Annotated in this window: 13 protein-coding genes; 11 read left to right on the top strand and 2 right to left on the bottom strand. The window is 61.3% G+C overall.

The features are described from left to right. The first annotated feature begins 16 nt into the window (after positions 1-16). The 11 genes from O4H53_RS20980 (at position 17) to O4H53_RS20930 (ending at position 13,514) form a co-directional block, all read left to right on the top strand. Positions 17-898, top strand: coding sequence for a helix-turn-helix domain-containing protein (locus tag O4H53_RS20980; RefSeq protein ID WP_227511477.1), 882 nt, complete (start codon positions 17-19; stop codon positions 896-898). A 73-nt stretch (positions 899-971) separates the two neighbouring features. Further along, on the top strand, positions 972-1,430 hold the full coding sequence (locus O4H53_RS20975) for an acyl-CoA thioesterase (protein WP_007120589.1): 459 nt from the start codon (positions 972-974) through the stop codon (positions 1,428-1,430). Positions 1,431-1,579: 149 nt separating this feature from the next. After that, positions 1,580-3,751: a ParB/RepB/Spo0J family partition protein gene (locus O4H53_RS20970; RefSeq protein WP_269366930.1), complete on the top strand. Its 2,172-nt coding sequence runs from the start codon at positions 1,580-1,582 to the stop codon at positions 3,749-3,751. 126 nt (positions 3,752-3,877) lie between these two features. Next, positions 3,878-4,258, top strand: a complete 381-nt coding sequence (locus tag O4H53_RS20965) for a DUF3768 domain-containing protein (protein WP_009804228.1) — start codon at positions 3,878-3,880, stop codon at positions 4,256-4,258. A gap of 116 nt (positions 4,259-4,374) precedes the next feature. After that, on the top strand, positions 4,375-4,671 hold the full coding sequence (locus tag O4H53_RS20960; RefSeq protein ID WP_009804229.1) for a hypothetical protein: 297 nt from the start codon (positions 4,375-4,377) through the stop codon (positions 4,669-4,671). A gap of 80 nt (positions 4,672-4,751) precedes the next feature. Then, complete coding sequence (locus tag O4H53_RS20955) at positions 4,752-5,135, top strand: DUF6878 family protein (protein ID WP_009804230.1); 384 nt, start codon at positions 4,752-4,754, stop codon at positions 5,133-5,135. 1 nt (position 5,136) lies between these two features. After that, positions 5,137-5,613, top strand: coding sequence for a DUF6915 family protein (locus tag O4H53_RS20950; protein WP_037930962.1), 477 nt, complete (start codon positions 5,137-5,139; stop codon positions 5,611-5,613). Between the two features lie 105 nt (positions 5,614-5,718). Then, a complete protein-coding gene (locus O4H53_RS20945; protein ID WP_037931030.1) occupies positions 5,719-6,348 on the top strand; it encodes a hypothetical protein in 630 nt (209 codons plus the stop codon). Between the two features lie 515 nt (positions 6,349-6,863). Continuing rightward, positions 6,864-11,261, top strand: coding sequence for a strawberry notch-like NTP hydrolase domain-containing protein (locus O4H53_RS20940; RefSeq protein ID WP_114512584.1), 4,398 nt, complete (start codon positions 6,864-6,866; stop codon positions 11,259-11,261). Further along, positions 11,258-12,304 carry a DUF7146 domain-containing protein gene (locus O4H53_RS20935; RefSeq protein ID WP_064225045.1) on the top strand — a complete coding sequence of 349 codons (1,047 nt, stop codon included), beginning with the start codon at positions 11,258-11,260 and terminating at the stop codon, positions 12,302-12,304. Before O4H53_RS20940 ends, O4H53_RS20935 begins: the two co-directional genes overlap by 4 nt. A gap of 298 nt (positions 12,305-12,602) precedes the next feature. Further along, a complete protein-coding gene (locus O4H53_RS20930) occupies positions 12,603-13,514 on the top strand; it encodes a DUF2493 domain-containing protein (protein WP_064225044.1) in 912 nt (303 codons plus the stop codon). Between the two features lie 8 nt (positions 13,515-13,522). On the opposite strand, the gene O4H53_RS20925 is transcribed toward O4H53_RS20930, so the two are convergent. Both O4H53_RS20925 and O4H53_RS20920 read right to left on the bottom strand, forming a co-directional pair. Beyond that, complete coding sequence (locus O4H53_RS20925) at positions 13,523-13,816, bottom strand: helix-turn-helix domain-containing protein (protein WP_064225043.1); 294 nt, start codon at positions 13,814-13,816, stop codon at positions 13,523-13,525. After that, positions 13,813-14,205, bottom strand: coding sequence for a type II toxin-antitoxin system RelE/ParE family toxin (locus tag O4H53_RS20920; protein WP_199488385.1), 393 nt, complete (start codon positions 14,203-14,205; stop codon positions 13,813-13,815). Before O4H53_RS20920 ends, O4H53_RS20925 begins: the two co-directional genes overlap by 4 nt. Between the last annotated feature and the right edge of the window lie 675 nt (positions 14,206-14,880).

The following is a 14,880-nucleotide window of genomic DNA, read 5'->3' as shown; positions in this document are numbered from 1 at the left end:
GTTCAGGGAGGCCAAGATGGAAAGATTGCTCATATCACCGGACCGGATACCCGAATGGATTCCCGGCACGACTACGTTGGACAGTTCCGGGTGCAACTGGAACGGCATTACCCTGAAGGGCTATCGTTATGAGCGACAAGACGCGGCAATTCCCCCCATGCGCGACTATATGATTGTTGCATATGATGGCGCGCCAACCACTATGCGCCGCACGAGTGGCGGCCCATGGCAAAGCGCGCGCGTAGAGAAAGGTAGGATTTCCTTGCTCACGCGTGCAGAGGAATCCACTTGGAGTTGGTCCGAGCCTATCACGGTTAGACACGTCTATCTCAATCACAGCGAACTCGAAAACACGGCCCTTTCGGTCTTTGATCGTGACCCGAAGTCCATTGAGATCAATGATTGGCTATCTGCGAAGGACCCCTGTATCCTGAACTGCATCCAATTGCTAGAGAATGAGCTAAAGAACGGTGGAATCGGCCAGAGATTGATCATCGACGCCCTGCGCAGCCAGATCGCCGTTCACCTTCTGCGTCAGTACGCCAAGGTCTCTTTGACCAGCGACGCAAACTCGAACTTCAGCCCTGCTCAAAGGCAGAGAATCATCGATCTCGTTGAAAGCTGCTTAGGTGAAAACCTCAGTCTGGAAGACATGGCCGCATCTATCGGTTTCAGCCAGTTTCACTTTTCGCGTCAGTTCAAGGCGGAGTTTGGGTTGGCACCGTATGCATATGTTTTGCGCAAGCGAATATCGAAGGCCCAGGAGATGCTGAGAAAGGGTAATGCCCCCCTGAAAGTGGTCGCGCTTGACTGCGGTTTTGCAGATCAGAGTCATTTTAGTCGAACTTTTCGAAAAATGACAGGCGCGACCCCCGCCGAATTCCGGCGCATGGCATAATGACCGGAAAACTATTCCTTCCTATCGCTGTCACGCACCAGAGACAAAGAAATGTTGAGCCCGTAACGCTGCAATGAATGTACCAGAAACAGAATTTAAACCACGATTTGCCTTCGAACGCAGGATTTTCTTTGGCGACTGTGACCAGCTGGGAATCGCCTTTACTGGCCGGATTACGAATTTCGCGCTGGAAGCGATCGAGACTTTCTGGGACGATTTGCTTTCAGGCCGGGGCTGGCTTTTTCTACTCACGGAAAGAAACACGGCCATGCCTTTTGTCTCTATGGACCTACAATTCCATGCGCCGGTGAAAGCAGGCGCGAACCTAGCATGCGAGGTCTATGTGGTCCATGTCGGGGAAAGTTCAGTTGGTCTAAAAGTTGTCGGCCGTCAGCATGACTTGATTTGCTTCGAATGCGAAACGAAGTCAGTTTTCCGAGATGCTTCAACATTTGGTAAAGTCAAAATTGAAAGCTCAATTCGGCAGATTTTGCTCGCGGAAGTGGGTTCGGAAAATCAAACAGTGAGCTAGGCCTGTAGGCTTTGGAGACAGCAAAGCCTGTGCAAAACGATCTCATGTAAGGGAACACAAGAAAAAGCCAGAGAAAGGGAAGCCCGGGTGCCGGGCTTGAAAGGATAGAGAGAGGCTCTTCCGGGTCCGGCGTGACAAGGACCCTGACCATGGCCAAGACCACAACCCGCCCGAAACCCGCCACTGCGAAGAAAACCGAAGCCACTGAGTTGTCCGTGCCTGGCGGCGGGACCGACATCCGGATGATCCCGCTCGACCAGTTGGAGCCGAGCCCGCTCAACGTTCGAAAAGTTGCGGCCAGCGCCAGCGACGATGCTGAGCTCCTCGTCAGTATCCGCGAGACCGGAATTAAACAGAATCTGGTGGTTCATGCGCTGTCAGAGACACGTTTTGCAGTCGATGCCGGCGGTCGTCGCCTCAAGGCGCTGAAGCAGCTCGCTGAGGACAGCGTCATCCCCGCCGATCACCCCGTGCCCTGCCTCGTCGATGATAAGCGCAACGCCATCCTTACTTCTGCAACTGAAAACCTCCAGCGCGCGGCGATGCACCCCGCCGACCAGTTCGAGGCTTTTGAGGCGATGATCGCCGAGGGCCGCAGCGAAGACGAGATCGCGCTCAAATTCGGCGTCTCCGTCGACCTGGTGCGCCGCCGCCTCAAACTCGCCCGTGTCGCGCCCGAGATCATCGAGCAGTTCCGCGCGGGTGATCTGACCCTTGAATGCGTGATGGCTTTCACACTGACCGACGACCATGATCGCCAGCTGGCGGTCTGGAACGCAGTGAAGGGCGGCTATCACATCCATCCGCAAAGCATCAAACGCCATCTTACCGAGACCGCCCATTCGGCGAACTCGGCCATCGGGCGCTTTGTCGGCATTGAGGCCTATGAGGCGGCGGGTGGTGTTCTGCTGCGCGATCTCTTCGACGACCGCGCCAGCGCCCATATGGAGAACCCCGAACTCCTAGAGCGTCTCGCCATCGAAAAGCTGCAGGCTGCGGCGAAAACCTTCGAGGGAACGTGGAAATGGGTCGAGGTGCATCTCTCGGTGGATTACGGCGCGTTTCGCAGCTTCGGGCGGGTCTATCCGCAGGACATCGACCCCGATCCGGACCTGCTCACCGAAGAAGAACGTCTCATTGCGCGCGAGGAAGAACTGGCGGCGAAGAATGACGGCGAGGACTGGACGGACGCGGAGACGGAAGAATATTATGCCATCGAGCCGCGCCTGCGCGAGATCGAGGCCCTGCAACGCGAACGGCAGCCTTACGCGGACGAAGATCGTGCCATCGCGGGCGTGGTTCTGACCATCGGTCATGACGGCGCGCTGCGTGTCGAGAAAGGCCTCGTGCGGCCAGAAGATATCCCCGCTGCGGTCGTCCCGAGCGAAAATAGTGCTGACGCGGGTGATGCCCCGTCTCCTGTCCGCCCGAACGTGACGCCGCCAACCTCCTCGACACCGGTGCCCACCTCCGACCCGGCCGCGACCTTGCGCAAGGCGAACGGGATTTCGGCGAGCCTCGCCGACGATCTGCGCGCGACGCGTCAGCATATCCTTCGGGCGCATCTGGCGGCGGATTTCGAGGTGGCGTTCGATGCGATGCTCTACGCGCTCTGCGAGCAGGCTCTGGGGCGGTCCTACAACAACGAGGCGCTCGATATCTCGATCCGGCCCTTCCAGGCGCAGAACCGCGAGGTGCTGCATTCGGATACTGTTGCCCAGAAGATGCTCGAGGCGCTGGAGCAGGGCCTCGCCACCAACTGGATTACGCTGGAGAAGCCCGAAAACTTCCGGGCGATGTCGGCGCTGCCCATTGCCGCCAAGCAGGCGCTTTTCGCCTGGGCGACGGGTCTGGCAGTCAAGCCGCAGCTTTCCTCCGACAATCGCCCCTCCCCGATCATCGAGGAGATCGGCGCGCGTCTTGACGTCGATGTGGCGGCCTGCTGGCGCCCGACTGCTCAGAATTACTGGGGTCGGGTCAACAAGGGGCATGCGGTCGCTACCGCGCGCAAGCTCATTGGCGACGATTACGCCGAAGATCGCAATCGCGAGCGTAAGGGCGATATCGCGGCCGCGATGGAGCGGGCCTTCGCGGAAACGGCCGGCGAGACGGAAGGGTTCGACGCCGCAACGGTTGTCAGGACGACGCGCTGGCTGCCCGACGGGATGGTGTTTGCCGGTGCGGCGGAGGCTGTTGCCGACATGGCAGGCGAAGCGCCGGAGACCGAGGAGGGGGATGTGTCCGCCGAAGATTCTCTGAGCGACGCCGAGAGCGATGAACCGTCGTCCTTGCCCGCCTTCCTCAGCGAGGATGCGGCTTGACGAGCCGCACGCTGACCTGATCACGACATGAGCCTTGGGCCGTCCTCACATCGAGGGCGGCCCTTTCCGGCTGACGGGTTACCAACAGCCGATATCGGATCGGCGGGCCCGTCCCGGAGATATCCCATGACCACCACACTTGACCTCGATCCCGTTAAGGAAGCCGCACTCGTCGCTTCGCAGAATGACGCCTTTCGTCGCTCTATCCTTGGCAATATCCTCGTCACCGATGCCCCGCAGGGCCAGTTCGTGATGACCCGTGGCGTTGCAGCGCTTGGGCCCGATGCCCAGCTTGCTCTCACCCGCAGCGTGGCTTCATTTGACGCGTTCAACGCTGACAGCGACCCGCAAGGATGGCACGAGATGGGCGTCATCGACCTCGACGGCACGAAGGTCTGGTTCAAGATCGACCTGTACGACGTCGACTACACCTATGGCTCGCCTGAGCCCTCCGATCCTGATCAGACGCGCCGGGTCCTGACCCTGCTTCTGCCGTCGGAATACTGACGCCCCTTTTTCACCGACATCGCCACGGATCGCCCTTGCACAAAGGGCGGTCCTTTCGGGCTGGCGGGTTCCAAGGGGCGCGATGATCGTGTCCGGCCTGCCGCAGGAGACCAGAGATGGCCAAGACACTCGACTACCAGATCACCCTCTATCCCGCACATCGCGATGGCGCCTTCGTCGTCACCCAGTTCCAGATGCTGGCGAACTACCCCGAAAAGCGCATCGAGGCCGCGGGCATGGATGATCTGATCGACCAAGTGACGCAGTTCGCGATGGAGCACGGCGAGAGCTGCAGCGCCTCGGTGCGCTGCCTCGCTCCGCGCAAACCGCCGGGGTTCAAGCGCGCGACCGAGAATTTGTATTTCAACCTGGTTGACCGGACGGCTGAGAAACGCGGCGACGCTGCGGCCTGAAGCCCCCCAAAGGAAACCTCCGGGGCGCGGCCTGCAAGACGGTCGCCCTCACCCTCCCTCAATTCCAAAGGACCGAAGATATGACACAAGCAAATGATTTCTACGCGCAGATGCTCGAAGCCCAGAGACGGGCAGCCGAACAGCGGGTCGAGACCCGCGCGGCGCTTCTCACCGAACTGCGCGGCCTCGGCGTGACCGGCCTCGACGTGCAATATGAAGGCTATGGCGATTCCGGCAATGTCGAGGAGGTCGTCGTGACGCCTGACACGATTACCCTGACAGAAGAGCTGCGGCGACGGGTCGAAGATTTCGGCTGGGACTTTGCCTATGCGCTGAGCCCTGGCTTCGAAAACAACGAGGGCGGCTATGGCGAATTGACCTGGGCGCTCGAGACGGACAAGATCGATGTCAGCCACTCGAACCGCTTCATCGAGACCGACACCACAGAACATGAGGGGCTCTGACATGGCACATCCTCTCCACCACGCCGAAAGCTCGGCCCGTAGATTTGGCGGTGTTCCAGATGATTACCAACATGTGCATGACTGGTTTGACTCATCTAAAGAGCACCTAGGTCTCTTTGTTCACAGAGCCCAAAAACATCATACGGTCGGGATTTATGATGCCGAGCGGGTGTTCGGTCGCAGCCTGATCAACAGCGCGGGCCGGGTCGTTCCGATCCGCTGGATCGGCGAGCAGCATGTGCGCGAAGACTGCCAGGGGCGTATCCCGTCACTGGCTGACTGGCTCGGACGCATACAACCCGAACCGTGGATGGCCAATGGCCGGATCGACAACGACCCGACGCAGATCGGCAGCGATCCGCGTGCGGCCTGGGTCCAGGCGGTTGCGGGTCACCAGACCATTCTTGGCTTTGAGGATTGGCTTCTCAAGGTCTCTGTCGAGCACGTCCAGCATCGCCAGAATCGCGCCGCCGCCTGATCCGCCGGGCGGCAAACTCACCAACCATCTGATCCCATCCAGATCGACCCGCCTGCGCCACAACCGGCTTGGCGGGTCGATTGCGTTTCGAGAAAGGACATGGACATGCAAGATCCCGTCTACGAGGAGGTCCACCAGGGCCACACGATCAAGATCTACCACGACCCCGACGCTGAGGACCCACGAGAGTGGTGCAACCTCGGTACGCTGATCTGCTGGCACCGCCGCTATCGGCTGGGTGACAGCCATCAGTACGACAGCCCTGAGGCGTTCCTGCGCGATCTTGCGGGCGTCTCGGATCAGAGCGATCTCTCGATGGATCGTCTGCGGGACCGCGCCGAGCGGAAGGCAATCATTCTGCCTGTGTTTCTCTATGACCATTCCGGTCTCGCGATGAACACCGTCGGGTTCCACTGCCCGTGGGATTCTGGGCAGGTCGGTTACGTCTACGTGACGCTCGAAGCGGTCCGAAAGGAATTCGGTGTAAAACGCGTGACCAAGGCCCTGCGCGAACAGGCTGTAGACATCTTACGTGGTGAGACCGCCGACTACGATTCTTACCTTGGTGGGCGTGTCTATGGTTACATCGTCGAACAGGGTGGCGAGGAGATCGACGCTTGCTGGGGGTTTGTTGGCGCCTATGAGACGCATTGTTTGCCGGAGGCGCGGAATGCCGTTCCTCGGTCCGATCCCCATGCGCCACCCGCGACCGGTGCATTGACCGCATATCCATAGAATAACTCGCCGCCACACACCGGAACTATGGGCAGCACCCGATCGCGGACATGCATTGCTGCATTGCAGAAAAGTCATAGCCCGCCCATTGTGCGACTGCAGCATTGCTCCTATGTTCGCTCTTGTGATCGGTTCTCTCCTCCTCCCTGAGCCGATCCGGAATAATCGGCGGCATCCACCTCCTCCCGGATGTCGCCTTTTTATTTGCAGATCCCCATTCTGAGCTCTTGCGATTTCTCCTCGTTGACCATTCGGTCCCCGAGCTTGCTGTGTGTCGGGTCCGTTTCGCTGGAGGTGCCCAAAATGCAGGCACGGCCGTGTCCCAGCAGCCTGGCATGGGTTTGCGCGACAACGCCCACAGCGTCATCCCCAGATTTTGTGGATAAGTTTTCGCTGCCAAGACTTCAGTTTTCGAGGCCATGAAAGAGTGAGAGACAGGGCGGGAGGGGTGACCCCTCCCGGGTGAGAGAGTGCACGCGGGGCTCGGGGCCAACCCTCAACCCCGGAGATTGCCGATGAACGCTCACCCCCATTCCGTCCAACTTGCAACCGAGCCCGAAGCCCCTGCCCTGCCGGATGCCCCACGCTTCGCCCAAAACCTGATGCAGGCTGCGAAAATCCTCGTCCCCGTTTTCGAGGCAGGCAGGTCCATCGACGCCGCCGCACTTCGCGCCGCGATGGAAGATGCTTGCGGTGCCAGTGACACAAGTGGTGCCTGGGTCTGGAAAGACGCCTATGAGGCGGCCGAGGTCGCCCAAATCCTTATACTCTCGCGCTACGGCGCGCTGATGCAGCGTCAGGCACTGTCGCCGCAGGCCTTCCTCACCATGATCGAACGTTTCACGGCTCTGGCCCCGTCTCACACGCGCCGCTCCGAAGACAGTATCCGTCTGCAACAGTTTTCCACGCCTTTGCCCCTCGCGGCCATCGTCGCGCAGGCCGCCGGGTTTCGGGACGACGACCTGATGCTCGAGCCGTCGACGGGCACGGGCATGCTGGCCATCTTTGCAAAGATCGCTGGTGCACGGTTGGCGCTGAATGAACTTGCCGACACGCGCCGCGCCCTACTGGGGCAGTTGTTCCCCGATGCCGCCGTATCTGACCACGATGCTGCCTCGATCGACGATCGTCTTGATCGCTCGATCACGCCCTCGGTCGTGGTGATGAACCCGCCGTTTTCCGCTGCCAACCATGTCGAGGGCCGGTTTAGGCAAGCGACCAGTCAGCATGTGCTTTCCGCCCTGGCACGCCTCGCGCCTGGTGGGCGGCTTGTCGTCATCACCGGCGAAAGCTTCCGTCCCTCTTTGAAATCCTTCCAGTCGACATTTCAGCGGATCGGCCAGAGCGCCGATGTCGTGTTTTCGGCCCCCATCGACGGCAAGGTCTTCGCACGGCATGGCACCACGATCGACACGCGGTTGACGGTAATCGATAAGCGCGCGGCTGGTGCTGAAGAGACCGCACCGGCTGATATTGACGCCGCCTATCATCCGATCTGCGCGACCACGAGTGATCTTCTCTCCGTAGTACTCGCCCATTGCCCGGAACGCCGCAGCCCCCCGCCCTGCCCCACCACATCGGCCCTTTCGGTCCCGTCTCAGCCGACCCGCACCAACCTCCACGCCCTGCGCAACGCAGCACGCAAAGAAACCCGTGCGCTCGCCGAGGAACGCGCGAAGCATCCGTTCGACGACATCGAGACGGCCCCGCTCGACTACTTGCCAAAAGCCTGGAGCGAACCCTATGGCACGTTGCAGGACACGGTCTACGAGGTCTATGACCTGCAGGCGATCCGGATCGACGGCGCGGCGGAGCATCCGACAGCACTTGTGCAATCCGCCGCCATGGCCTCGGTGCCGCCGCCCGTGCCGAGCTACCGCCCCGTTCTGCCGAAGACCCTCGTTCGAGACGGTCTCCTCTCTGCGCCGCAGCTCGAAAGCGTGATCTACGCGGGCAATGCACACGAGACGCATCTCAAAGGCTTGTTCAAGCGTGGCGAGATCGAAGGCCAACTGATTGCAGCGGCTGAGGGTGACGAAGGCGCCTTCCGCCTGCGCAAGGGCTGGTTCCTCGGTGATGGCACTGGATGCGGTAAAGGGCGACAGGTCGCGGGTATCATTCTCGACAACTGGCTGCAGGGGCGTCGCAGGGCGGTCTGGGTCTCAAAAAGCGACAAGCTCATCGAGGATGCGCGACGCGACTGGATGGCGCTCGGCGGGCGTGAAAGCGATATCGTGCCGCTCTCAAAATTCCGCCAAGGCAGCGACATACGCCTGCCCGAGGGCATCCTCTTCGTTACCTACGCCACGCTGCGCTCGGCTGAACGTGAGGGCAAGGCTGCCCGCCTCGAGCAAGTGACCTCCTGGCTCGGCGAGGGGTTCGACGGGGTCATCGCTTTTGATGAAAGCCACGCCATGGCCAATGCCGCCGGCGAAAAGTCCGACCGCGGCGACAAAAAGGCCTCTCAACAAGGCCTTGCGGGCCTCGCGCTGCAAAACGCCGTGCCCGACGCCCGCGTACTCTATGTCTCGGCCACCGGGGCGACGGTCGTTGGCAATCTTGCCTATGCTTCGCGCCTCGGTCTCTGGGGCACGGGAGATTTCCCCTTCGTGACGCGGGCAGAATTTGTCGCCGCGATGGAGGCCGGGGGCATCGCCGCCATGGAGATGATCTCGCGCGACCTGAAGGCGCTTGGGCTCTATCTCGCGCGGTCCCTCTCCTATGCCGGGGTCGAATACGAGATGCTGGTCCATGAGCTGACGCCCGCCCAGGTCGCGATCTACGACAGCTACGCTGATGCCTACCAGATCATCCACACCAACCTTGAGGCTGCCCTACAAGCCTCTGGCATTTCGTCTGATACCGGCACCTTGAACCCCCAGGCGAAATCCGCCGCGCGCTCGGCGTTTGAGAGCAACAAGCAGCGCTTCTTCAACCACCTCATCACCGCCATGAAATGCCCCTCTCTGATCCGTTCGATCGAGGCAGACCTGGCGGCCGGTCATTCGGCGGTGATCCAGGTGGTGTCGACCAGCGAGGCGGTGATGGAACGGCGTCTCGAAGAGATCCCGCCTTCGGAGTGGGATGATCTGCAGGTCGATTTTACGCCGCGCGAGAACATCATGGACTACCTGATGCATTCCTTCCCGACGCGGCTCTTCGAGCCTTACACCGACGAGAGCGGGGATCTGCGCTCGCGCCCGGCCGTCGATGGCGATGGCAATCACATCATTTGCCGCGAGGCGGAGCGGCGGCGGGACGAGCTTGTCGAGCATCTCGGTGCCCTCGCCCCAGTACAGGGTGCCCTCGACCAGATCCTTTGGCATTTCGGAGGGGAGGCTGTGGCCGAGGTCACGGGGCGCAAACGGCGCATCGTGAAGACGCGGGAGGGGCGGCTCAGGGTCGAGAAGCGTCCCGCTTCCTCCAACCTCGGAGAAACCCAGGCCTTCATGGATGATGCCAAGCGCATCCTGATCTTCTCCGATGCCGGTGGCACCGGGCGCAGCTATCATGCCGATCTCGGGGCCAAGAACCAGCGCCTGCGGGTGCATTACCTCCTTGAGCCCGGCTGGAAGGCCGACAATGCGATCCAGGGGCTCGGGCGCACCAACCGCACCAATCAGGCGCTGCCGCCGCTGTTTCGACCCGTCGCAACAGACGTGAAGGGTGAGAAACGGTTCCTCTCCACCATCGCGCGCCGCCTCGACACGCTCGGGGCGATCACCAAGGGGCAGCGCGAAACCGGCGGCCAGAACATGTTCCGCGCCGAGGACAATCTTGAGAGCCCCTACGCACGCGCGGCGCTGCGACAGTTCTTCTACAAGCTGCGGGCGGGCAAGATCGACGCCTGCTCATATGCCAGGTTCCAGGAGATGACCGGGCTGACACTCGATGAGGCGGATGGCACGATGAAAGAGAATCTGCCGCCTATCCAGCAGTTCCTGAACCGCTGTCTGGCACTGCGGATCGACATGCAGGACGCGATCTTCGAGGCTTTCGGCGGGTTACTTTCGGCCATCATCGAGGACGCACGGCAGGCTGGCACGCTGGACGTCGGGCTAGAGACCCTGCGCGCCGAAAAATTCGAGATCGTCGACCGCAAGGTGATCTTCGAACATGAGGCGACGGGGGCGACGGCCACCGCCCTGACCGTTGAGCGTACGGATCGAAACGATCCGCTCACCCTGTCCCGCGTGAAAGCCATCTGCGCTGATAACAAAGGCGCGACGCTCTATTGGAACAAGACCTCCAAACGCGCGGCCCTGATGGTGAAGGCGCCGGCCTTCATGGATGAGGATGGCGTACCGATCCTGCGGGTGAAACTGCTACGGCCCATGGCGACCGAGATCCTCGCCCTCACCGAGTTCTCGAAATCGCACTGGGAAGAGATAGACGATGCGATGTTCGAACAGCTCTGGCAGGCTGAGGTCGACGCGGTGCCGCAGTTCACCACATCGAAGATCACGCTGATCTGCGGCCTCCTCCTGCCGATCTGGGACCGGCTTCCTGCCGACAACATGCGCATTTACCGCCTGCAGGCCGAGGACGGGGAGCGCGCTATCGGCCGTCTCGTCAGTCAGGAGCAGCTCCTGAATGTCTATTCACGCCTTGGTCTCGATTGTCAGATCGAGATGTCGCCGCAGGAAGTGCTCAGCGCGGTGATGGAAGCCAGGACGACCCTGAACCTCCTCGGCGGCTACCAGTTGCGCCGGTCGTTGGTCATGGGACAGCCGAGACTTGAGCTGATCGGCGCGTCGGGCGCGGCCCTGCCCCGTCTGAAAGCGATGGGTTGTTTTGCCGAGGTGATCCAGTGGAAGACTCGGGTGTTCATCCCAGTGGATGGCACTGACGTGCTGGCGCGGGTTCTGGCTGAGCACCCGGTGGGTGCCAGCGCAGCGGATGTCGCCGCATGAGCGCGCGGCGCAGCATCGCAGACCTCTCGGCCGCTCTGGCAGACCGTGCCGAGAGTTTCTGCCGCCAGTATTTCCCCGAGGGTCGTAAGCAGGGCAATTATTGGCAGGTCGGCGACACGTCCGGTGCAAAGGGCCAAAGCCTCGCCATCCGTCTGCAAGCTCAAGGTGAGCGCAAGGCCGGATCCTGGCAAGATTTCGCGACGGGTGAATATGGCGATCTCATCGACCTGCTGCAGGAACGGCTTGGGTCGGTCACGCTCAAGGAGACGCTGAGGGAGGCCCGGTCCTTTCTCGGCGAGGCCCCCTGCCCTGCCGCACCTCGAGACACCCAAAGGGCTGAGCGCCCTGATGCAGCCTCCGCCAAACGCATCGCGCGGGCGCGGAAGCTCTTTGCCGCTGGCAAGCCGGTGCTTGGCACCCCGGCCGCCACCTATCTGCAGGGGCGCGGCATCACACGGCTTGGACCTGCCCTGCGCTATCACCCTCGAGTCTTCCTGCGGCAGGGCGAGGACGATCCCGATCAGCCGCGAAGGGCCCCTGCCCTGCTCGCAAAGATCACCGACAAACGGGGCCAGATCACCGGATGCGCGCGGGTCTATCTCGACCCGTCTACCGACGGGTTGGCCACGATCGAGAGACCCAAACGGATCCTTGGGCAGCTGCACGGCCATGCCATCCGCTTCTGGGCCGGCGCGGGTCGCTCGGATCTCATCGTCGGCGAAGGGCTCGAAAACACCCTCTCAATCGGAACGGCTCTCCCGGAGTTCGACCTCGCCTCCTGTCTCACCGCCACCCATCTCGGCCTCTTCATTCCATCGCCGGGGATTCAGCGCATCTGGATCGCGCGGGACAATGACGATGCCGGACGCAATGCATCCATAAGATTGCGTAACCAACTGGAATATCGAGGAATTTCCTGCGGTTATCTCGTCCCTGAACTGGGCGATTTCAACGATGATCTGCGGACATTTGGCAGAGATGCGCTGCGCCGGTCTCTGTTAGGGGCCATGAAGGCAAACGGTCTGGAGATCGAGGACGGATGAGCGCCAGTCTCCCCGGTGATGCCGGACAGGGCAAAGGTTCCGCGGGTTCGATCTGATCCCGTTTGGATAAGGGGAGCGATGGACCGGCGGGTCGGGGCAGAGTGCCCCTCGCCCGGGCAGCAATGCCCCCCGAACCAGAAAATTCCCCTGCCCCTTCGGGCCATTCCTCGCGGGAGCAATTTTCCGGCCTTGGGCGCATTCTCCGCTGCGCTCCGATCCTGACGGATGCGGCCCGGTCGCCGCCGGTCCTGATATCGCCCCATCCAAATCGGGTCAGATCAAACAGAGGAACCAGACAATGCCCCATCAGACAGACATCCAAGAGGAGACCGGCGTGACCTCCGGCATCCTCGACCACCTGGCACTTCACGGCGCAACACCGGGACCCGGCGAGACCGATCACCGCCCCCTGCCCCAGCCCGACGAAGTCGAACTCGCCATGGCGACCCTCTTTGACACCACCATCGGCCTCCTCACTGGCAGCCAGTTGGAAGACAATCTCGAAGAGATGCTCTGGTCCCTCACCTCGATCTTCCATCGTCGGCTCACCCATATCCAGAAGCTTCTCGACGACAACGAATTCGAGGTCAGGGAAAGCTTGGGGCTACAGGACGGCTCCGAGGTCGCCTCGGTCGAACTCGAGCGCCTCCAGATGATCGGGCTCAAGCTCTGGGACCATCGCGACGCCTTCGAGCAGATGCGCGATCTGGCCGTAGACCACTTCTCGGCCGCCACCGGTTCGCCCTGGCTCCCCCGCACCGGATCCAAGGTCTCACATCGCGGCCTCACCTCCGCCGTGGTGGACAGCCGGGCCTATCTCTCGGCCAAGCGTCGCAAGGAGACCGAGGTGCACTGCCCCGAAGGCACGCGGATCGCTTTCTCAGGCGGGGACTATCAGGCTTACGATCTGATCTGGTCCGTCCTCGATGCCACCCATGCGAAATACCCCGACATGGTGCTGCTGCATGGTGGCACGCCCAAAGGCGCCGAGATGATCGCGGCCCGCTGGGCAGATACCCGTGGGATCACCCAGGTGGTCTTCAAGCCCGACTGGAAGAGCCACGGCAAGGCCGCCCCCTTCAAGCGCAACGACAAGATGCTCGAAACCATGCCACAGGGTCTGATTGCCACGCCCGGTTCGGGCATCACCGAGAACATCGTCGACAAGGCCCGCAAGCTCGGAATCCGCATCAAGAGGATCGGGGCTTAGGCCCCGGTTCACGCCCCGCGCAAGAGGTCCTGTACGACGGAAGGCTTCTTGGCGATCAATGCCAGCAGAACCTGTGCTGGGCCTGTCGGGTGCCGGCGCCCGTGTTCCCAGTTCAGGAGCGTACCTTTCGCGACGCCAATGCTCTTCGCAAACTCGGCCTGGGACAGGCCCGTCCGTTGCCGGACTTCGGCGACATCGACCTCCGCCACGGAAACTTCATGCACTTTGGCGTCGGCCAAATCGCCATTCGCGAAGGCCAGAGCCTCTTCGAGGCCCTTGGATACGGTTTCAAATGCACTCATGTTGCGTCTCCATATTTCGCGACAAGCGCCTTGCTCATCTCTACCGCAGCAGCTTGTTCGGTCTTTGACAGGTTGGCTTTCTCATTCTTGGCAAAGACCGTAATCAGAAAGATCGGCATATGGGTCCCGCCAAAGACATACACCGTCCTGAAGCCGCCACTCTTGCCGCTCCCCTCTCTCGGGATGCGGACTTTGCGTAATCCGCCGCCAAGAGAGACGCCCGCTTCCGGATTGGCGGCAATGAAGTTGATCGCCGCCTCACGCTCCTGGTCCGACATGATTGCCTTGGCGCGCCTTTGGAATTCGGGCAGTTCGACCACTGTCTGCAATCGCGTCATCTCTTGTCCCATATAGGTTTCGGCGGTGTATGTGTCAATGACGTATAGCATGAGCACTGGAAGGACAAGTCGCCGACGCTTGCCGGAGCTAGAGAGGATGTCCCGTCCGTTGGTAGCGGCGGCCCTTGGTCAAATGTCCTGTCGCATTTTCTGACCTAACCAACCAGCCGGGCTGTCATCTAGGGCTATTGGGTGGTTGCTGTGTCTCGTGGCGACCCGGTCTTTCGTTCCACGCTCTGATCGCGCCGAGCACTCCTCCGCATCGTGGGCGCTTCAGCGAAGACTATCGGCACGTTAGTGATCCTGGGGATGCGACTTTGACGTCTGGACTATGTCTCATCTTCGGTGAATTTGGAAGGAGTCAAGACACTCGTGGCATCTCCCTCGGCCGTTCACCCAGTTTCCTTCGTGGCCAGGGCACTTCTCCCGATGTGTTGCTTTGCATGACACGCTGGTCGCAGCTGTCGTCCCGTCCACAAAGGTTGTCGCCGATCTTTTTCCCCTGACCCACCAAAGAACAGGGGTGGGCCATTCCTCGCGCAGCAAAAAGACCGGCGCCTGCCCCTCTCCGCTGCGCTTCGCCTTCGGAGTGGTCGGGCCTTGGCCAGCTGCATGACCGCACGTCGTGCTGCAACGCAAACAAGGAGAAGAGCAATGACCACGAACTGCATCAAATTCACCAGCGCCGACATCGAAACCGCCAAGGGCGTCGGCTCCATCTCGACC

It is taken from the genome of Sulfitobacter sp. G21635-S1 (assembly GCF_027213915.1).
GTDB lineage: Bacteria > Pseudomonadota > Alphaproteobacteria > Rhodobacterales > Rhodobacteraceae > Sulfitobacter.
The sequence above is the reverse complement of the archived record's forward strand: the minus strand, read 5'-3'. Positions and strand labels throughout refer to the sequence as shown.

Bases quoted from the DNA above. Each gene is read 5' to 3' on its own strand.
- O4H53_RS20955 (WP_009804230.1), top strand. From the start codon at position 4,752: ATGACACAAGCAAATGATTTCTACGCGCAGATGCTCGAAGCCCAGAGA.
- O4H53_RS20970 (WP_269366930.1), top strand. From the start codon at position 1,580: ATGGCCAAGACCACAACCCGCCCGAAACCCGCCACTGCGAAGAAAACC.
- O4H53_RS20980 (WP_227511477.1), top strand. From the start codon at position 17: ATGGAAAGATTGCTCATATCACCGGACCGGATACCCGAATGGATTCCC.
- O4H53_RS20950 (WP_037930962.1), top strand. From the start codon at position 5,137: ATGGCACATCCTCTCCACCACGCCGAAAGCTCGGCCCGTAGATTTGGC.
- O4H53_RS20975 (WP_007120589.1), top strand. From the start codon at position 972: ATGAATGTACCAGAAACAGAATTTAAACCACGATTTGCCTTCGAACGC.
- O4H53_RS20945 (WP_037931030.1), top strand. From the start codon at position 5,719: ATGCAAGATCCCGTCTACGAGGAGGTCCACCAGGGCCACACGATCAAG.
- O4H53_RS20960 (WP_009804229.1), top strand. From the start codon at position 4,375: ATGGCCAAGACACTCGACTACCAGATCACCCTCTATCCCGCACATCGC.
- O4H53_RS20965 (WP_009804228.1), top strand. From the start codon at position 3,878: ATGACCACCACACTTGACCTCGATCCCGTTAAGGAAGCCGCACTCGTC.
- O4H53_RS20930 (WP_064225044.1), top strand. From the start codon at position 12,603: ATGCCCCATCAGACAGACATCCAAGAGGAGACCGGCGTGACCTCCGGC.
- O4H53_RS20935 (WP_064225045.1), top strand. From the start codon at position 11,258: ATGAGCGCGCGGCGCAGCATCGCAGACCTCTCGGCCGCTCTGGCAGAC.
- O4H53_RS20940 (WP_114512584.1), top strand. From the start codon at position 6,864: ATGAACGCTCACCCCCATTCCGTCCAACTTGCAACCGAGCCCGAAGCC.
- O4H53_RS20920 (WP_199488385.1), bottom strand. From the start codon at position 14,205: ATGCTATACGTCATTGACACATACACCGCCGAAACCTATATGGGACAA.
- O4H53_RS20925 (WP_064225043.1), bottom strand. From the start codon at position 13,816: ATGAGTGCATTTGAAACCGTATCCAAGGGCCTCGAAGAGGCTCTGGCC.